General features: G+C 57.7%; 15 protein-coding genes. 8 read left to right on the top strand and 7 right to left on the bottom strand.

What is annotated here, in order from left to right; translation table 11 throughout:
* Positions 1-46 precede the first annotated feature (46 nt).
* The 6 genes from M7F93_RS01110 (at position 47) to M7F93_RS01085 (ending at position 6,525) form a co-directional block, all read left to right on the top strand.
* Entirely contained in the window at positions 47-490 is a 444-nt protein-coding gene (locus M7F93_RS01110) for a MarR family winged helix-turn-helix transcriptional regulator (protein ID WP_298167740.1), read from the top strand.
* On the top strand, positions 487-2,037 hold the full coding sequence (locus M7F93_RS01105) for a DHA2 family efflux MFS transporter permease subunit (RefSeq protein WP_298167737.1): 1,551 nt from the start codon (positions 487-489) through the stop codon (positions 2,035-2,037). The genes M7F93_RS01110 and M7F93_RS01105 overlap by 4 nt, the downstream gene beginning before the upstream one ends.
* Before the next feature lie 56 nt (positions 2,038-2,093).
* On the top strand, positions 2,094-2,525 hold the full coding sequence (locus M7F93_RS01100) for a universal stress protein (RefSeq protein ID WP_298167734.1): 432 nt from the start codon (positions 2,094-2,096) through the stop codon (positions 2,523-2,525).
* A 409-nt stretch (positions 2,526-2,934) separates the two neighbouring features.
* Positions 2,935-4,119 (top strand): c-type cytochrome biogenesis protein CcsB, encoded by a 1,185-nt coding sequence (gene ccsB, locus M7F93_RS01095; RefSeq protein WP_298167731.1) that lies wholly within the window; start codon positions 2,935-2,937, stop codon positions 4,117-4,119.
* Between the two features lie 666 nt (positions 4,120-4,785).
* Positions 4,786-6,036, top strand: a complete 1,251-nt coding sequence (locus tag M7F93_RS01090; protein WP_298167728.1) for an NAD(P)/FAD-dependent oxidoreductase — start codon at positions 4,786-4,788, stop codon at positions 6,034-6,036.
* An 84-nt stretch (positions 6,037-6,120) separates the two neighbouring features.
* Entirely contained in the window at positions 6,121-6,525 is a 405-nt protein-coding gene (locus M7F93_RS01085; RefSeq protein WP_298167725.1) for a protoglobin domain-containing protein, read from the top strand.
* A 7-nt stretch (positions 6,526-6,532) separates the two neighbouring features.
* On the opposite strand, the gene ilvA is transcribed toward M7F93_RS01085, so the two are convergent.
* From ilvA to M7F93_RS01065, 4 genes are read right to left on the bottom strand one after another with little or no spacing between them, the layout of a single operon-like run.
* Positions 6,533-8,053: a threonine ammonia-lyase, biosynthetic gene (gene ilvA / locus M7F93_RS01080; protein WP_298167722.1), complete on the bottom strand. Its 1,521-nt coding sequence runs from the start codon at positions 8,051-8,053 to the stop codon at positions 6,533-6,535.
* Complete coding sequence (locus tag M7F93_RS01075) at positions 8,050-8,421, bottom strand: winged helix-turn-helix domain-containing protein (RefSeq protein WP_298167719.1); 372 nt, start codon at positions 8,419-8,421, stop codon at positions 8,050-8,052. The genes ilvA and M7F93_RS01075 overlap by 4 nt, the downstream gene beginning before the upstream one ends.
* Complete coding sequence (locus tag M7F93_RS01070) at positions 8,418-9,386, bottom strand: YheT family hydrolase (protein ID WP_298167717.1); 969 nt, start codon at positions 9,384-9,386, stop codon at positions 8,418-8,420. The genes M7F93_RS01075 and M7F93_RS01070 overlap by 4 nt, the downstream gene beginning before the upstream one ends.
* Positions 9,383-9,592 (bottom strand): (2Fe-2S)-binding protein, encoded by a 210-nt coding sequence (locus M7F93_RS01065; RefSeq protein ID WP_298167714.1) that lies wholly within the window; start codon positions 9,590-9,592, stop codon positions 9,383-9,385. The genes M7F93_RS01070 and M7F93_RS01065 overlap by 4 nt, the downstream gene beginning before the upstream one ends.
* A 347-nt stretch (positions 9,593-9,939) precedes the next feature.
* On the opposite strand from M7F93_RS01065, the gene M7F93_RS01060 reads away from it, so the two are divergent.
* Positions 9,940-10,716 (top strand): GNAT family N-acetyltransferase, encoded by a 777-nt coding sequence (locus tag M7F93_RS01060; protein ID WP_298167712.1) that lies wholly within the window; start codon positions 9,940-9,942, stop codon positions 10,714-10,716.
* Complete coding sequence (locus tag M7F93_RS01055; protein WP_298167709.1) at positions 10,713-11,615, top strand: lysophospholipid acyltransferase family protein; 903 nt, start codon at positions 10,713-10,715, stop codon at positions 11,613-11,615. Before M7F93_RS01060 ends, M7F93_RS01055 begins: the two co-directional genes overlap by 4 nt.
* A 1-nt stretch (position 11,616) precedes the next feature.
* Here the strand turns inward: M7F93_RS01055 and hemE are convergent, their stop codons facing one another.
* Genes hemE through gltB form a run of 3 tightly spaced genes read right to left on the bottom strand, consistent with a single transcriptional unit; the run spans position 11,617 to position 18,532 of the window.
* Complete coding sequence (gene hemE / locus M7F93_RS01050; protein WP_298167706.1) at positions 11,617-12,675, bottom strand: uroporphyrinogen decarboxylase; 1,059 nt, start codon at positions 12,673-12,675, stop codon at positions 11,617-11,619.
* A gap of 3 nt (positions 12,676-12,678) precedes the next feature.
* A complete protein-coding gene (locus M7F93_RS01045; protein WP_298167704.1) occupies positions 12,679-14,076 on the bottom strand; it encodes an FAD-dependent oxidoreductase in 1,398 nt (465 codons plus the stop codon).
* A gap of 28 nt (positions 14,077-14,104) precedes the next feature.
* On the bottom strand, positions 14,105-18,532 hold the full coding sequence (gltB, locus tag M7F93_RS01040) for a glutamate synthase large subunit (RefSeq protein WP_298167701.1): 4,428 nt from the start codon (positions 18,530-18,532) through the stop codon (positions 14,105-14,107).
* Positions 18,533-18,648: the final 116 nt, after the last annotated feature.

Raw genomic sequence — 18,648 nt, 5'->3', positions numbered from 1 at the left:
ATAAGGGCTCTAATAATTTGGGTAACAAAAAATACCGAGAGGGTTTGTGCGCAGAGACCAGTTGCAGGAAGATTTTGCCTTGGCCTTGCATGATAGCGCACGGGTCTGGCGCCACGCGCTGGATCGTCGCCTGAAGGGGCTCGGTTTGAGCCAGGCGAGCTGGATGAGTATCGCCTTTCTGGCGCGGGCCAAAGCTCCGCTGACCCAGACCGAACTGGCACATTGTCTCTCGGTGGAAGGGCCGACTGTGGTGGCCATGGTAGACCGGTTACAGCGCGCTGGATTAGTACGCCGCGAGATTGCTCCGGAAGACCGCAGGGTTCGGCGTGTGGTGCTTACTGCTGAGGGATTGTCCATATATGCCGAGGTGAAGCGCGTCGCCGTGGACTTCCGCCACGAAATGCTCGATGGCCTGGATGCTACAGATTTGCAGCAAGCGACGAAGCTCCTGCACCGTTTGCAGCGTCTTACCGAAGCGTCTTCCCGATGACCATAGGCACCGCCTCGGTCAGCACGGCGGGGCTGAACCGGCCGCTCATCACCCTGTCCATCATGCTGGCCACCATTATGCAGACCCTGGACAGCACCATCGCCAACGTGGCCCTGCCGCACATGCAGGGCAGCCTGTCCGTGTCCCTGAACCAGATTGGTTGGGTGCTGACTTCTTATATCGTGGCCACCGCTATTGCCACACCCCTGACCGGTTGGCTCTGTGACCGTTTTGGTCAGCGTACCATCTTTCTGGCCGCGGTGCTGGGTTTTACTCTGGCCTCCATGTGGTGCGGTATTTCCACTTCACTGGGGGAAATTGTCGTTGCACGGGTGCTGCAGGGTGTCTTCGGCGCGGCGCTGGTGCCACTTTCGCAAACGGTCCTGCTCGACATCAACCCCCGGGAAAAGCAGGGTTCCGCCATGGCTCTGTGGGGGATGGGGGTGATGGTTGGGCCGATCGTCGGACCGACGTTGGGCGGGGGGCTGACGGATACGATGGGCTGGCGCTGGGTGTTTTTCATCAATGTACCGGTGGGGATCATGGCGTTTATGGGAATCTGGAAATCCTTCCCCAAGGATTCGGCACTGCGGCGGATGCATTTTGACATGACGGGATTTGTCAGTCTGAGTCTGGCCATCGGTGCCTTGCAGTTATTGCTGGATCGCGGACAAGAGCAGAGCTGGTTTGCTTCGGTGGAAATCTGGATAGAAGCTTGTATTGCCGGGTTCGCGGCTCTTTACTTTATCTATCATACCTGGCGCACACCTTTTGACCGTTCCTTCTTCGATTATCGTCTGATCCTGAATCGCAACTATGCCACCGGCCTGCTTTTCATCTTTATTGTCGGACTGGTACTGTTTGCGTCGCGGGCGCTGATTCCCACCATGTTGCAGGACCTGATGGGCTACACCGCAGCGGCAGCCGGTTGGGTGACGGCACCGAGTGGTCTGGGCACCATGTTCGCCATGCTGATCGTCGGGCGACTGGTGGGCAAGGTGGACTTGCGCCTGCTCCTCGCCGTCGGCTTCGGGATTACCGCTTTCTCCCTCTGGCAAATGCAGGGCTATAGTCTGGTGATCAGTGAGGGCGATGTGATCTGGCCGGGCGTCTGGCAGGGGCTGGGCATCGGGCTCGTCTTTGTGCCCCTGAGTACGGCCACCTTTGCGACCCTGAGCCCAGAAATGCGGGCTAACGGCACGGCAATTTATAGTCTGGTGCGTAATGTGGGCAGCAGTATCGGTATTTCGCTGGTAGAGACCCTGCTGACCCGCAATACGCAAATTGCGCACGCCGCGCTGACCAGCCATATCGACGATAGTAACCCGGCTTTTCAGAACCCTGCCGTGGCCAGCCTTTATAACCCCCATGATGCTTTGGGTCAGCTCCTCCTGAATACGGAAATTACCCGGCAGGCGACGATGATTGCGTACATAGATGACTTCTGGCTGATGCTGGTGATGACGCTGGCGGTTTTCCCGCTGTTGCTGATCATTCGTTCGCCTAAGCGCGGTGCGGTGGTGAGGCAGGAGATCGTGGCGGATTGAGTGGTATGGATGTTGTGTGGGGCCTAGCCATATATGACCTTTTGGGGAGGTGGCAAATGTTTCAGAAAATTCTGGTGGCCTATGACGGTAGTACGTCGAGCACGATAGCCCTTCATCAGGGTATGGATCTCGCCCGTCTATGTCAGGGGGAGTTGCATCTCTTTGGTGTCATTGTGAGTACTGGTGGCATGGCCATCGGCCAGGCCGCCGGGGCTGAGGACGTGCTGGGGCGGGAGGGTAACGCTATCCGCAATAGTCTGGAGGATGTTGCTGGTAAGCTTCATGCTGAGGGCTTGAGGGTGACGACCCTAACGGTTGAGGGTAGTCCGGCTGAAGAAATCGCCCGTTACGCACTGCAGATGGGGGCTGATCTGCTGGTTATCGGACATATTCCGCATTTTTCTTTAGGGCACTGGCTGCAAGGCTCGGTCGCCAAGGCATTGCTGCGGAATTTGCCCTGTAGTATTTTGGTGGCGAAGACAAAGTAGGTGCTCGCTTTCACTACGGTTCGGATATTTAGTCAAACAGATTCAAGATGGTTAGGTAGTTACAGTAACATCAGGATACGCCTGAGGCGAAACAGGGGTTGGCATCGGGAGTGGGGCTCTGCTGCCAAAACGCAGTTTTGTCGCCATTGCCGCAAGTTATCCTGCCTATTTGTCATTTTCATATTTTATTGGCAAATCCCAATGAGTCATTGTTGGCCGAAAAGAAAGCTTATCGACGCATCTTCTGGTGACTAGTCTGAACAGGTGATGATCAGTCCATGCCCAGGCCGGTAGCCGTTTACGCAGTGCTGCCATCAGGGGATCGCTGAACTTTTTCATAAACGGAATGCCAAATACCCGATGGGAGCTTTAGATGCTTCCCTACCAAGGCGTGTTATAAGGAGATACTATGTCCTCTGAGACTGTAGAAATGGCTCGCATTTCACATTACCTGTCGCCAATAAAAGCGTCCAGTGCCGGTTCTAGGGTGTGGGCTGGGTTTTTAACGCTGGGGGCTTTTTTGGTATGGCACGTCTTTCGTGCGGAATTCTGGATGTGGCAGTTTATCACGTTGGGTCTATGGTATGTAGGCTTAATGTTGGTTGGCCTGCGTTGGTCTAGTTTCAGAACGATGTTCTATGTGGTGATTGGTATCGCTGCTGTTGGTGTCGGTCTTTATCAGTTTGGATACACTGCTTCTAATAGTGCTGTGCTATATTTTCTCCTTCAAAGCAGTGCCATGGTTTATTGGATGAGCGCTGCAATAATGTTGAGCGCCGCCGGTTATTATTGGTATTTATTCACTGGCAACGAAATCAGTGGTGATTGGGGGCATCGATTTGCTTGGGTGGCGGTAGTGTTCGGATATGCGGGACTTGCAATTCGCTGGCAACAAACTTATATCGGTCATCCATCATGGGGCCATATTCCAGTAACTAATATGTATGATGTGATGGTGTTGTTCTGTGCAACAACTACGTTGTTTTATCTCTATTATGAGTCTTTGGGCCGAACACGGGGACTTGGGGCCTTTGCAATGCCAATGATATTGGTGGCGGCTGTTTTTTTAGTTTGGGTGGGTTTTGCCTACCATCAGAACCAAATCCAACCAATTATTCCTGCATTGCAAAGCTTCTGGCTAAAGATTCATATTCCTATGGAGTTTATTGCTTATGCTAATTTCTATCTGGCAGGCATGGTGGGCCTTGCCTATCTGTTAAGAGAACGTGCCGAAACGGTTGGGGGTAACTTAACTCGCCGCTTACCTGGTTTGGATGATCTTGAACATATTATCGTATCCATGGTAAAGTTTGGTTTTTTATTCTTTACAGTAGGTACTATTTTGGGGGCGGCGTGGGCGGCCAAAGCGTGGGGAGGATTTTGGTCCTGGGATCCCAAGGAAACATGGTCGCTCATTGTCTGGCTAAACTATGCTGCCTACCTGCACATGAGAACTAATGACACCTTTTCATCGAAGCCAAACAGAGGTAGAAAATTGGCTTGGTGGGCTGCGTTAAGTCTAATCACTGTTACCTTCTGTTTTATTGGCGTGGATCTTTTCTTGGGCGGCTTACATTCGTATGCCAAGTTGTAGGAAATGGCTCTGTTGGTACTTAAGTGGCTGTCAGCGCGAATGACCTTTCGCAGAATATTTCGCGGTGCGGCCGCTGAGTGATGATATCGCGGGAGAATCGCTCGACCAACTTCAACCACGCCACGATGTCGAAGTTGGTGTGAAGTACATGCGAATGCTTGGCCAGCCACTCCTGTATGGTCGTGGTGCTTGTGTGTGGCGTGCGTGCCGGCAATCAGGTACCATCCCGTACACAATACCTAAAGCATTGCCAGGGTGGGGACATATACAACCCCACACCAGGTTTTCCGATGCAACAAAGTGGTACAAAAAGCCAAACCATGTTTTTCGTAACTTATTGTTAATAATGGTTGTTATGATATTCTGCGGGGATCGTATGCTCTCCGCCGTATTGAACAGATAACAGCAACAAAAATCTCCTTTCTGAAAAGCGATGATGCTCATCTGGTAATCACCCAAAATGGTGTTATCGCTGGTTGACACGCACAGCGTTACGCACGTCCAGCACAAACCATATTTTTTGCCTTGACCATGGCGACAGGTCCCTGCAATATCAAAAATACCCCATAGAAACGTCATTTCAGTGTCCATGCATGCTGGTTGGGTTTATACCGGACAAAGAAGTGGCGCTCGGAATGGGCTTGTTCAATTTTTCTCGGGGTCTATATGGCAGCACATGGTGACGTGGTAGTTCTGGGCGCAGGCATTGTTGGAGTCTCCATTGCCTTGCAGTTGCAACTACGGGGCCGTTCCACAATGCTTCTGGACCAGCGCGGGCCTGGGGAGGGGACGTCCTTCGGCAATGCCGGCCTGATTCAGCGCGAGGCAGTTATGCCGCACCCCTTCCCCCGTGCCCTGGCGACACTGCTCAGCTATGCCCGCAATCAGTCGACCGAGGCCTACTACCGGGGGACGATGCTGCCGCGTCTGGCCATTCCCTTTATGCAGTACTGGTATAACTCCCAGGAAGATCGTCATCGGATGATTGCCCGGCATTATGCCGCACTGATTACCCACTGTCTGGATGACCATCTGGCTCTGGCCGGAGCGGCGGGGGCGATTGATCTGCTCCGTCCCGGTGGCTGGTTGCAGGTACATGAAAAGCCCGAGTCTCTGGATCATGCCCTGAAAGAGGCGGCATTTAAGGCCGAGAATTTTGCGGTGGCCTACGACGCTCTCGACAGCGCTCAAGTGGCGGCGATGGAGTACAGCCTGCGTTCTGGGCTGGCCGGTGGCATTCACTGGACCCAACCGCTGGCTGTTGTCGACCCTCATGCGCTCACGCGCGCGTACCTGAACTATTTTACCCGGATGGGCGGCGAGTTTCGCACCAACGCCGTGCAGGGTGTGGAACACAGTTCGACGGGATGGCGCATCGCTACGGTGCATGGACCGGTGGATGCCGCCGAGGTGGTGGTGGCCTTGGGCGCTTGGTCGCCGGATGTGACCGGACCTTTGGGTTACCATCCGCCACTCTTTGCAAAAAGGGGCTATCACATGCACTACGCCCAGCCGGAGGCCACGCCACTCTGTCACCCGGTGCTCGATGCTGATCAGGGCTATATGCTGGCGCCTATGCAGCGCGGCATCCGGCTGACGACCGGTGCGGAGTTTGCGCACCGGGATGCACCGCCTTCCGCTATTCCGCTCACTCGCGCGGAGGCGCAGGCACGCCGGTTATTGCCTGCCCTGGGCAAGCGTCTGGACGCCGACCCCTGGATGGGGGTGCGCCCCTGCACGCCGGATATGCTGCCGATCATTGGCCGGGCGCCGAGGCATCCCGGGGTCTGGTATGCCTTTGGCCATTGTCATCAGGGGCTGACCCTGGGTCCCACCACCGGGCGTCTACTGGCCGAAATGATGGCGGGTGAAACGCCATTTACGGACCCCGCACCCTATCGTCCAGAGCGCTTCTGACCATCGGGTTTTTGGACGTTGACCCGCACTTGCTCTATCAGCAATACTGCACGTTTTCCAAGTCTGCGGACGCCGGAGCCGATCATGGAGCGGGTAAGCCCTCCCAAACGCCGTCTCGAACCCCTTTGCGAGAAGATTACGCTGCCGGTGATTCGTGCCGTGGTGGACGATTTCTACAATCGCATCCAGCATCACCCGACCCTGGCAGAGCCTTTCTCCGTCGTCCAGGACTGGGATCTGCACAAAGACCGACTCAGCCACTACTGGTGGACAGTATCCGGCGGACTTCCCTACAAAGACTACCGCTATGCGCTGGGCGAGAAACACGCGTCGGTTGGAGTAAGCAATCCGCTGGTGGATGACTGGCTCACGCTCTTTCATGAAACCATGCTGGACCACATGGATGCGGACATCGCCCGCCGCTGGCACGGTATGGCGGCGGGTATCGGCGAGTCTCTGCGTTTGATGTTTGTCCCGCGCGGGGATTAAGCCGGGTTCAGTGCTGACCCTGATCCAGAAAAAACTGGTAGGCAGGATTGGCGGTTTCTGCGACATGCGCATAATTGAGACCGGCCAGTAACGCCTCAAACTGCACTACATCCGCGTTCGGCACCTCAAAGCCCGCCAGCACCCGACCCAGGTCTACACCATTATTACGATAATGGAAGAGACTGATATTCCAGTGCCCGCCTAACTGGTCGAGAAAATCCATCAGCGCGCCAGGACGCTCCGGAAATTCAAAGCGATAAATCCGCTCATCCTGTGCCGCGGCCGCATGGCCACCGACCATATGACGAATATGCAGCTTGGCCATTTCGTCATCACTCAGGTCCAATGCCTCGTGACCGGTTGCCCGCAAGCTCTCCAGCAATGCACTGGCGTCTTCCCGGTCGCGGATAGCCACACCGACAAAAATATGCGCCCGATCACGGTGGTGCAGGCGATAATTGAACTCCGTCACGACCCGCTGACCAATGGCCGCGCAGAAGGCGCGAAAGGCCCCTGGTCGTTCTGGAATCGTGACCGCAAACAGCGCCTCGCGGGCCTCGCCTAGTTCCGCCCGCTCGGCGATAAAGCGCAGTCGATCAAAATTCATGTTGGCTCCGGAAAGAATAGCGACCCAGGCCCCGCCTTGACCGGCATCCGTTGCGGCCATTCGCTTGAGACCCGCCAAGGCAAGCGCGCCCGCCGGCTCCATAATGGAACGGGTCTCGTCAAAAACGTCCTTGATGGCTGCACAGATCTCGTCGTTACTCACCCGCACGATCTCATCCACATATTTCTGGCAGAGGGCAAAGGTGTGTTCTCCCACCTGGCGCACCGCCACACCATCGGCGAAAATACCGACCTGTGGTAATGTAACCCGTTTCCCCGCTTGCAAAGACTGATACATGGCATCGGCCTCAAAGGGTTCAACGCCAATGATGCGAATTTCCGGCACGATGGATTTCAGGTAGGCCGCCACCCCGGCAATGAGGCCGCCGCCTCCCACCGGAACGAAAATCGCTTCTAGGCCGGCGCCTCGCTGACGGAGTATCTCTGCGCCTATCGTCCCTTGTCCGGCAATGACCAGCGGATCGTCAAAGGGTGGAATGAAGACCAGGCCCGATTCGGCGATCAGGGCGTCGCAATGTGCCTGCGCGTCGGAGTAGCTGTCGCCATGAAGAATGACCTCCGCACCCCGCGCCCGTACCGCATTGACCTTGATTTCCGGGGTGGTGCCGGGCATGACGATCACCGCACGGATACCCAGCTTCTGGGCAGCGTAGGCGACGCCCTGCGCATGATTGCCGGCGCTGGCGGTGATGACACCGCGTGCTTTTTCGGCGTCCGAAAGCTGCGCGATCTTGTTGTAGGCGCCGCGCAGTTTGAAGCTGAACACCGGCTGCAGGTCTTCGCGTTTGAACAGCACTTCGCGCTGCAGGCGGGGGCTCAGTTTGGGCGCCGTTTCCAGGGGCGTTTCCCGGGCCACATCGTAGACCCGACTGCAAAGTACTTCGCGGAGCAGGTTTTTCACGAAGCGTTTTCTTCCGGTTTGTGGAGTTGCATGAGTTTGCGGAATTCGGCGATATCGGGAGCGAGGGTCGCATTCGCCTTGCTTTCCATCGCCTCATAGCGCTTCAAGATTTCTTCACCCATCTCGGTCAGATGGGCGCCGCCGCCATGACTGCCACCCGTGGCGGTGCTGACTACCGGCGCCAGAAAGCAGTGATTCATGGTGTCCACCAGCAACCAAGCGCGCCGGTAACTCATATTCATCGCCCGCGCCGCTGCGGAGATGGAGCCTGCTTCGCGGATATGACGGAGCAGTTCGGCCTTACCAGGGCCAATGGCGATGGCTTCCGCCAGCAGAATGCGAAGACGGGGTTGCGGATGGTCTGTCATGGGATGCTCTTCCTCTCAAAATAGTCCAGCAGCGTGTTTGGCAACCAGCGCAGATGACCGGGAAAGGCGCCATCTATAAAGCCAACATGACCGCCTTGCTCGGTGATGCAACGTGTTACGGCCGGGCTTATCTGAACATTGCGCAGGCTGTTGATGGGTACAATAGGATCATCCGCGCTGTTCAGCAGCAATGTGGGCACATTGATATGTGACAACAACGGCGCTGCGGAGCCTTCTTCCCAGAGGTGTCGGGCGCCTGAGAAACCATGCACTGGTGCCGTAAAATATTCATCGAAATCATACACGCTTTTTGCCGAAAAGACCCGTGGCCAGTCCGCCATATCCGGGTATCGGGCCTTGTAACGGCGAACAGAACTTTTCATTTTCTGGAGAAAATACTGATTGTAGAAGCGAAGATGGCTGGATTGCAGATACTCTGCCGTCGCGACCAGATCAATGGGGGCGCAGACGGCAGCCGCACGTTCCAGATTTTTGCGCGCCGCGTCCCCTGCCTCGCCCAGATATTTGAGTAGGGCATTACCGCCGAGAGAGACGCCGACAGCATATCGTGCGCGACGCGGGAACAGTGCAGCAGTGCGCTCCAGCATCCAGTGAATCTCCACACTATCACCCGCGTGATAGCCACGGGGCAGTAAGTTGTCTATTCCTCCGCAGCCGCGGAAATTGATAAAACAGCCTACCCACCCCCTCTGCCGCAGACCCGCAGCGAGGGAGCGGGCATAATGTCCCCGCGAACTGCTCGCCAAGCCATGAAAGAGAATAAGTACAGGTGCATCGGCTGATGCGTCCACCCAGTCTACAGCGACCTGGTCGCCATCGGGGGTTCCCCAGATTTCCCGGCGAAAATCGACAGGACCCGATCGGGCGAAAAAGGGCGCCCAGATAGTCTGAAAATCTCCACCCCGCGCCCACCAGGGTGGATGAAAAGTGCAGGAAGGATTCAATCCTCTATATAGGCGTCGTGACTGCGCAAATAGGCTTCCAGATCGTCGATGCAACTGCCGCAACCAGCGCCGCAGCCGGCATGGATCATCAAAAGTTCCATAAAGGGCAAGGGCTTGGCGCGCTGGCGCTCAAGGATTTCCTGAAAAGTGGCGGCCGAGCAGCAGCAATAGGGGCTGTCATCGACTTCCTCGGGGGCGGCGGACATGGCAGAACTTTCACCTCTGACGGAATGTGCTAACGCAAAGATATACAGTAACTATTGAGGGCGTACGGTGCAAGAGTCTGCCGCAATCCACAGCGGAACCACTGCGATTTGAGATCGGGGCTGGTATTGCTTGGTTCATGATATAAAATGCTCGTATTGACGCTGGTGACTGGTGGCGAGGACTCTTGCAGTAAGGTCAACACGATATTTTTACGGAGAAAAGTTACCATGTCTGTGAGAGTCGGCGTATCATTGTCACAAAAAGTTCATGGGAGTGCCGCACTATTGTCATATTTGTGAGTCACAATAAGTAAGGTTCGTTATCGTTTTTGCACGGAGAGCCCCGTATGCTCAGCACCCAGTCTCACGGTAGTACCGGTCGCGTCACTACCAAGAAAGAGCGCTCGTTGCGTCTTTTTCTGGCGCGCCACCAGGACGAAGTAGATGCGGCGCAACGACTGCGCTATGACGTATTCAGTGCCGAGTATGGTGCCCAGTTCAGTGGTCGTCCTGGTCTGGATCAGGATGAATACGACCCTTTTTGTGAACACCTGATTGTCGAAGATGAGGTCCGTCAGGAAGTTGTGGGTACCTACCGCCTCTTCCTCCCTGAGAAGGTCGCCTGTGTGGGCCGCTATTATGCCGAGACAGAGTTTGATCTTTCACGCCTGCTGGCTTTGAATGTGCGAATTATGGAGTTGGGACGATCCTGCGTACATCCTGACTACCGTCAGGGCGCGGTGATTGCGCTGCTCTGGTCGGGGCTGGCCGAGGCCATGGCGATGTGGCAGATTGATTATCTCATGGGCTGTGCGAGTGTACACAGCACCGATGGCCCGGCCCTTGGCGCCTTGTACCAGAGTCTCAATGCGTACCTGACGCCGCAGGAACAGCGGGTATTCCCCCTGCGCGCCGTCCCCAATTTTGATGTGCAAGCGCAGGTAGACCCGGCCACACTGCCTGGCTTGCTCAAGGGCTACTTAAGGGCGGGGGTACGCATCGGCGGCGAACCATTCTGGGATCCGCAATTTCATTGTGCAGATTTCTTCGTCTGGTGCGAAGCTGGTCTGATCACCCCGCGCTATCAGCAGCGCTTCCTGGAACCGGTGGACGCGCGTAAATGACACGCCGTAAAAAGCCCGCCTCGGTATTGGTGACTTACCCGGGGCGGCGTTGGCGCCGTTCGCGGCGCAATGCTTTGCGACGTGTCTGGCGGCTGCCGGTGCTGGTGTTTTATCTGTTTCTGGCCTTCCCGTTGGCGATCTGGACTTGTGCGCGCAAATCCGAACCGGACGCAGTCAGCTACCGGGCTTTTGCCTGGTGGAGTCGGCAGGCCTTGCGCATCTTTGGCATTCATTTGCGTGTGGATGGATTCGTCCCCAAACCACCGGTGCTTGTTGCCGCCAACCATGTTTCCTACCTGGATATTCTCGCACTCGCGACTTTGGTTCCTGGTCGTTTTGTGGCGAAGAAGGAAATGCGTGCCTGGCCTTTTTTCGGGATTATGGGCGAGTGGCTGGGGACCCTTTTTATTGATCGCAGTGACGCCCGTGCGAGTCAGCGCACGGTGCGTCAGGCCAGCGAGATTCTGGCAACGGGCACCAGCATCATCCTTTTTCCGGAAGGGACCACCAGCGATGGCAAAAGGGTGGGTAGCTTTTTTGCGGCGCCTTTTGAGATTGCCTCTGGGGCAGTAGCGTCGACGATTCCGGTGGCTTTGCGTTACGAAGATGTGCTGCGCCCCGGTCAACCCGATCCCCTCTGTCCCTTTATCGGTGAAGATAGCCTGTTCGGACATCTCTGGAGACTGGCGGCGGCGGCACCGCTGACGTTGCGGGTAGAATTCCTGCCCGCGCTGGCCCCAGAGTTGGGGCGCAGGAATTTGGCTGCAATGGCTCAGATGGCCATCGCCGATGCCTTACAGCGGATGGAGCAGGGAGCTTCGGTGACTTACCTGCATGATGCGCGCCGTCATCTTATCCGCGATGCCTGGGCGGCATGGCGGCATGGTCACGAGGGTTAGGTTAGGCTGGCCGCCAGTTATGGACGCTCTCCACCAGGGTGGCGACGTTGCCGATGGGGGTTTGCGGGGTGATGCCATGGCCGAGATTGAAGATGTGGCCCGGCCCGGGTCCATGGCTGGCCAGAACACGCTCTGCCTCTGCGGCGACAGCGCTGGCGCTGCCATAGAGGGCGATGGGGTCCATATTGCCCTGCAGTGCTATGCCATCACCCAGATGCCGACGGGCGACGCTTAACTCGGTTGTCCAGTCGAGACCCAGCACATCGGCGCCGCTCGCCGCCATTGCCTCCAGCCAGTTACCCCCGCCTTTGGTAAAGAGCAGGACTGGTACTTGGCGACCTTCCGCTTCGCGCTTCAAACCGGCGATGATCTCGCTCATATACGCAAGCGAGAACTCTGCATAAGCCTGGGTGCTGAGGGCGCCACCCCAGGTATCAAAAATCATCACTGCCTGCACCCCAGCGGCAATCTGCGCGTTGAGGTATTGGGTGACCGATGCGGCCAGATGACGTAGAAGGCGATGCAATAGTGCTGAATCGCTATACAGTAACCCTTTGATATGGATGAAGTCGCGGCTGCCGCGACCTTCGATCATGTAGCAGGCGAGGGTCCAGGGACTACCGGCAAAGCCGATGAGAGGCACCCGTCCATTCAGCGCCCGGCGGATGAGCCGCACTGTATCCATCACGAAGCGCAGCTCCGTTTCCGGATCGGGCTGACTCAGCGCGTCGATGTCCGCGGCGTTGCGCAAGGGGTGCCCGAATACCGGACCTTCGCCCTCCTGAAATTGCAGTCCGAGTCCCATGACATAGGGAATGGTCAGGATGTCCGAGAACAGGATGGCGGCATCCAGCGGAAAATGATCGATAGGCTGCAGCGTCACTTCACAGGCCAGTTCCGGCGTGGTGCAGAGGGTGAGAAAATCCCCGGCACGGGCGCGGGTAGCGCGATACTCCGGCAGATAACGGCCGGCCTGGCGCATCAGCCAGATAGGGACATGATCCACCGGCTGGCACAGGCAGGCGCGCAGGAAGTTGTCGTTCTGCAGCGTGGCGGACACCGTTTATACGCCCAGATAGTCGAGGATGCCTTGCGCCGCACGACGCCCCTCATCCACTGCCGTGACCACCAGATCAGAACCTCGCCGCATGTCACCCCCTGCAAAAATGCGTAGGTTACTGGTCTGGAACTGTTCGTTGGTACTGATCCGCCCACGGATATCCACGGTGATGCCATGTTCTGCAAACCAAGGCGCAGGAGAGGGATCAAAGCCGAAGGCGATGATGACCACATCGGCATCCAGCACCTGCTCTGAGCCGGGGATAATTTCCGGATGACGACGACCCCTGGCATCGGGCTCCCCCAGTCTGGTTTCGACCAGGCGCACACCCCGTGCGCCCGATGTCGCATCACCAATAACCTCGACGGGTTGGCGATTGAAGAGGAATTTGACGCCTTCTTCGCGGGCATTGGCGACTTCCCGGCGCGAGCCGGGCATATTTTCTTCGTCGCGGCGATAGGCGCAGGTGACTCTGCTGGCACCCTGGCGGATAGCTGTGCGTAAACAATCCATGGCGGTATCGCCACCCCCGAGCACCACGACCCGCTTGCCGGACAGGCTGACATAGGGCAGGGTTGGGTCAGGCAACCGCATCAGATGACGCGTGTTGGCGATCAGATAGGAGAGTGCCCTGAGGACGCCGGGCAAGTCTTCACCGGGGAAGTTGCCGGTCTTGGCAGTGTAGGTGCCCATTCCCAGAAATACGGCGTCAAAATCTTCCAACAACCTGGCCAGAGAAATGTCCTTGCCGACTTCCGTATCAAGCTGAAAACGAATGCCCATTTCCTGCAACAGATCGGCGCGGCGGGCGACGACTTCTTTTTCCAGTTTGAAAGAGGGGATGCCGAAGGTGAGCAAGCCGCCGACCGCCGGGTAGCGGTCAAAGACGACGACCTCGGTACCGGCGCGATTGAGAATATCCGCACAGCCGAGACCAGCCGGGCCTGCCCCTACCACGGCAACGCGTTTGCCGTTAGGGATAATCTCGGGCATTTCCGGCCGCCAGCCACGAGCCAGGGCTTCCTCGGTGATGAATCTTTCCAGGTTGCCAATGGCGACAGCGCCATAGCCATCGTTGAGGGTACAGGCGCCCTCACAAAGGCGGTCCTGGGGGCAGATACGGCCACAGATTTCCGGCAGGGTATTGGTGCGATGGGACAGATCCGCTGCTTCTTCAAGGCGATTCTCGACGATGAGTTGCAGCCAGTTGGGAATGTAGTTGTGCACCGGGCATTTCCATTCACAATAAGGGTTGCCGCAATGCAGGCAACGGTCAGCCTGCAATTTGGCACTGTCCAGGTCAAAGCTATTGTAGATTTCCTTGAATGCCTCGCGGCGTTCTTCCACGTCCAGCTTTTCGGGGTCCTGCCGCGGGTCTTCGATGAATGAAAAATAACTCATGATTTTTTCCTCAGGGTGACGCGGTTGCTCAACTCGCTTCTTCGAGCAGGACATCCAGTTTGGCGGCTTTGGGCACCACCAGCCAGACATCACGGATAAAGTGGGTCCAGTTCTTGAGCAGCCCGGCGGCATATTGGCTGCCGGTGGTTGCTACGTGCGTCTCGATATGACGCCGCAGCAGTGCCTCGTAACCGCGCATGGACTCGGTTTCAATCCGGTGATAATTCACCAGTTCACCATTCACCTGATCAGGGAACCGGCGGGCCTGATCGCGGACGAAGGCGAGACCACCGGTCATGCCGGCGCCAAAGTTCACACCGACGGTGCCGAGGATGACGATCTGACCGCCAGTCATATACTCGCAGGCGTGATCCCCGGCGCCTTCAATTACGGCGATGGCACCGGAGTTGCGCACCGCAAAACGCTCACCGGCGCGCCCGGCCGCATAGAGACGTCCACCAGTGGCCCCGTACAAACAGGTGTTGCCGACAATGGCCGAGTCCTGACTGGCGTAGGAAACGCCCGCTGGCGGCGCAATGACGATGGTGCCGCCGTTCATGGCCTTGCCCACGTAATCGTTGGCATCGCCATGGAGATGCAGGGTCATCCCCTGTACGCAGAAGGCGCCGAAAGACTGACCTGCCGTTCCGTGGAGTTCGACGTGCACCGCATCTTCCCGCAGGCCGGAATTGCCATAGCGACGGGCGATTTCTCCGGCGAGACGCGCGCCGATGGAGCGGTTCACATTGTGGATCGGGTAGTGCAAACGGGTGGGGATTTGCTCGTCCAACGCAGGTCGGGCGTCCTTCACCATGGTCTCAGCAAGCTCGCCTTTGTCGAAAGGCGGATTGCGATCCTGAGTGTGGATGTTGCTGTCGGCATCGCGCAGATCGGCATTGGCCAGCAGTGGACGCAGGTTCAGATGGGCCTGTTTTTCTGTCTGCGCGCCACCGATTTCCAGCATCTGGCTGGCACCAACCAAGTCATCAAAGCGCCGGATGCCGAGTTGCGCCATGATTCCGCGGGCTTCTTCAGCGACGAAGCGGAAGTAGTTGATGACCATTTCCGGGAGGCCGGTGAAATGCTTGCGCAGGGTTTCATCCTGCGTGGCAATGCCGGTGGCGCAGTTGTTGAGATGGCAGATGCGCAGATACTTGCAACCCAGCGCAATCATCGGTGCAGTGCCAAAACCGAAACTCTCCGCTCCCAGCAGGGCACCTTTGATCACATCCAGTCCGGTCTTGAAGCCGCCGTCGGCCTGCAGGCGCACCCGGTGCCGCAAGTGGTTGCGGCGCAGGGTGACCTGAGTTTCCGCCAGACCCAGTTCCCACGGGGAACCGGCATATTTGACCGAACTCAGCGGGCTGGCGCCGGTGCCACCGTCATAACCGGCGATGGTGATGCGGTCGGCATAGGCCTTGGCCACCCCGGCGGCGATTGTTCCGACGCCGGCCTCGGAGACCAGCTTGACGGAGACATAGGCTTGCGGATTAATCTGCTTCAGGTCAAAAATGAGCTGTGCCAAGTCTTCGATAGAATAGATATCGTGGTGCGGCGGCGGGCTGATGAGGGCAACACCTTCCTTGGCGTAGCGCAGGCGGGCGATGATGCCGCTGACCTTATGTCCCGGTAACTGACCACCTTCGCCGGGCTTGGCGCCCTGCGCCACCTTGATCTGCAACTCTTCAGCGTTCACCGCATACTCTGGTGTCACGCCAAAGCGGCCTGAGGCTATCTGCTTGATCTTGCTTATCTTGTTGTTGTGGTAACGGGCCGGATCTTCGCCGCCTTCGCCGGAATTGGAACGCCCGCCGATGGTGTTCATGGCGATGGCCAGGGCTTCGTGGGCTTCTGGCGAGAGCGCGCCCAAGGACATGGCAGCGGTGTCAAAACGGCGGGTAATCGCTTCGATGGGCTCGACTTCACTGAGCGGAACGGGCTGTGCTGCCGGGTGCAACTGCAGCAGATCGCGCAGGTTGGTGACCGGGCGCTCATTCACCAATCCGGAAAACACCTGATAGTCGGTATAGCGTCCTGATTTTGCCGCCGTTTGCAGGCTCTGGACGACGTCTGGGTGGTAGGCGTGATATTCACCGCCGTGGACATATTTGAGCAGACCACCTAATGGCAACGTCTTTCTGGGGATGTATGCATCGCGGACCTGCTGGCGGATGTCATTTTCCAATTGACTGAACGATGCGCCGCTGATGCGGCTGACCGTCCCCTTGAAGCAGCGCTCCACCACCATCTGATCCAGACCGAGCGCTTCAAAAAGCTGGGTGCTGCGGTAGGAGGCGAGGGTGGAAATTCCCATTTTGGAGAGGATCTTGTAGAGGCCTTTGTCGATGCCCTTGCGGTAGTTTTCCAGTGCCTTGAGGAGCGTGACCGGCTGGCTGAAGGCATGCCGCTCGGCCAGGCTGCGGATGATGGCATAGCTCAGGTAGGGGTAGACAGCGGTGGCACCGTAACCGATCAGCGTGGCGAAATGGTGAGGATCGCGGGTATGGGCGGTAGCGACGACGATATTGCAGCGGGTGCGCAGGCCGGCATCAATGAGGGCATGGTGGACTGCACCCACCGCCATCAGTGCCGGGATGTAGAGCCGATCGCGCGCCAGGGCGTGATCCGAGAGCACCAGGATAACGGCTCCGTGCCGCACTGCCGCGATGACTTCTTCGCAGAGGGCTTCGATGGCGCCCCCCAGATTGCTGTCCGCCGCTGAATAACAGAGATCAAAAGTCTGGCCGCGGAAGGCCGGTTCCGTGCGGCTGGTGAGGGCGACAAAAGTAGCATCGGAAAGCACCGGGGAGTGTACCTCAATGCGCCGGGCGTATTCGGGACGCTCGGCGAAGAGGTTGCTCTCGCTGCCGATGACCGTGTTCAGGGACATCACCAGGGCTTCGCGCAGAGGGTCGATGGGTGGATTGGTGACCTGGGCGAATTGCTGCCGAAAATAATCGGCAATATGCCGGGTTTGCCGCGATAAGACGGCCATGGGGGTGTCGTCACCCATGGAGCCGACGGCTTCCTGGGCGCCCTCGGCGAGGACGCGAATCACCTGGTCTTCTTCTTCAAAACTGACACCAAATGCCTTTTCACTGGCCAGCAGATCGGTTACCGGCAGTGCGGGGGAGCTGTCGTTGTTGTCGCTATCGAGATGCTCAGCATACTGATCCAGCCATTCCCGGTAGGGGTGGCTATTCTGGATTTGTGTGTCGATGTCAGCCGACTCCAGGAATTTACCCGTGGCCATATCCACTGCCACCAGTTGCCCCGGCCCGACTCGGCCCTGCACGGCGATGTCGCGGTGATCGTAGTCAAAGACGCCCACTTCGGAGGCGATGTTGATGATGCGGTCTTTGGTGATGACATAACGGGCCGGGCGCAGACCGTTGCGATCCAGTGCGCAGGCAGCAATGCGTCCGGTGTTGAGCACCAGTCCGGCGGGACCATCCCAGGCCTCCATGCGCATGGAATGATATTCGTAGAAGGCGCGCAGGGCGGGCTCAATGCGCGGGACATTGTGCCAGGCGGGCGGCACCAGCAGGCGGATGGCCTTGAAGAAGTCCATGCCGCCCTGCACCAGCAGTTCGAGCATGTTGTCGAGGCTGAAGGAGTCGCTGCCGCCACCCACCGCAGGCAGTACCTCTGCCATGGGTAGCAGGTCAGATTGCAACTGTGCTTCCCGGGCTTTGGCCCACAGGCGGTTGCCCTGCACGGTATTCAATTCGCCATTGTGGGCGAGGATGCGGAAGGGCTGGCACAAGCGCCATTCCGGCCAGGTATTGGTCGAAAAGCGTTGGTGATAGGTGACGAGCGCGGAGGCGAAGCGCGGGTCGCGGAGGTCGGGATAAAAAACGGGGAGATTTTCCGGCAGCACCAAGCCCTTGTAGCCAATGACCTGAGAGGAGCAGGTCACGGCAAAAAAGCTGCTCTCGTCGACAAAGCGTTTTTCTACCCGCCGTCGCAGGCGATAGAGGAGGCGTTCGTGACTGTCTGTGTCCGCGGCGTCGGGGAGGCCCACAAAGGCTTGCCATACACCCGGCAGGCTTTTCAGGGCTTCATCGCCACAAGCGGCAAGGTCAGTAGGGACCTCGCGCCAGCCCAGACATCTGAGCCCTAGGTCCTGGGCTTCGGCATCCAGTGTCGTGCGAATTTCACTCGCGACTGCCTGGTCTTGCGGGAGAAAAAACTGGCCGATGCCAAAATGCTTGCCGAGAGCAATACCGTGCTCAGTGGTGATAGCGCGGAAAAAGGTCTCCGGCATCTGCAACAGTAAGCCGCAACCGTCGCCACTTTTGCCGTCGGCGGCTACAGCACCGCGGTGGGTGAGTCGTGCCAGGGAGGTGATTGCCGTCGCGACAATGGCGTGACTCGCCTGATTGTCCATCTGGGCAATCAGGCCGAAGCCGCAGGAGTCTCGTTCAAAATCGGGGGAGTATAAGCTTTGCGTCATATCGTCACCTGGTTGTCACCGCACCCTGTCGCCGGACTGCAAAGCAGGGCCGAGCATTATAACGCGCTCATGGATACCATCCAAGGGTGCGGGCGCGTCATCTTTCGGGATTTTTG

The organism is Acidithiobacillus sp. (genome assembly GCF_027322205.1).
GTDB lineage: Bacteria > Pseudomonadota > Gammaproteobacteria > Acidithiobacillales > Acidithiobacillaceae > Acidithiobacillus.
Note: the sequence above shows the minus strand (reverse complement) of the source record. Positions and strands in the feature narration are given on the sequence as shown.

Coding starts and splice junctions, on each gene's coding strand:
- M7F93_RS01100 (WP_298167734.1), top strand. CDS start 2,094: ATGTTTCAGAAAATTCTGGTGGCCTATGACGGTAGTACGTCGAGCACG.
- M7F93_RS01105 (WP_298167737.1), top strand. CDS start 487: ATGACCATAGGCACCGCCTCGGTCAGCACGGCGGGGCTGAACCGGCCG.
- M7F93_RS01090 (WP_298167728.1), top strand. CDS start 4,786: ATGGCAGCACATGGTGACGTGGTAGTTCTGGGCGCAGGCATTGTTGGA.
- M7F93_RS01060 (WP_298167712.1), top strand. CDS start 9,940: ATGCTCAGCACCCAGTCTCACGGTAGTACCGGTCGCGTCACTACCAAG.
- M7F93_RS01075 (WP_298167719.1), bottom strand. CDS start 8,421: ATGACAGACCATCCGCAACCCCGTCTTCGCATTCTGCTGGCGGAAGCC.
- M7F93_RS01085 (WP_298167725.1), top strand. CDS start 6,121: ATGGAGCGGGTAAGCCCTCCCAAACGCCGTCTCGAACCCCTTTGCGAG.
- ccsB (WP_298167731.1), top strand. CDS start 2,935: ATGTCCTCTGAGACTGTAGAAATGGCTCGCATTTCACATTACCTGTCG.
- gltB (WP_298167701.1), bottom strand. CDS start 18,532: ATGACGCAAAGCTTATACTCCCCCGATTTTGAACGAGACTCCTGCGGC.
- M7F93_RS01045 (WP_298167704.1), bottom strand. CDS start 14,076: ATGAGTTATTTTTCATTCATCGAAGACCCGCGGCAGGACCCCGAAAAG.
- M7F93_RS01055 (WP_298167709.1), top strand. CDS start 10,713: ATGACACGCCGTAAAAAGCCCGCCTCGGTATTGGTGACTTACCCGGGG.
- M7F93_RS01065 (WP_298167714.1), bottom strand. CDS start 9,592: ATGTCCGCCGCCCCCGAGGAAGTCGATGACAGCCCCTATTGCTGCTGC.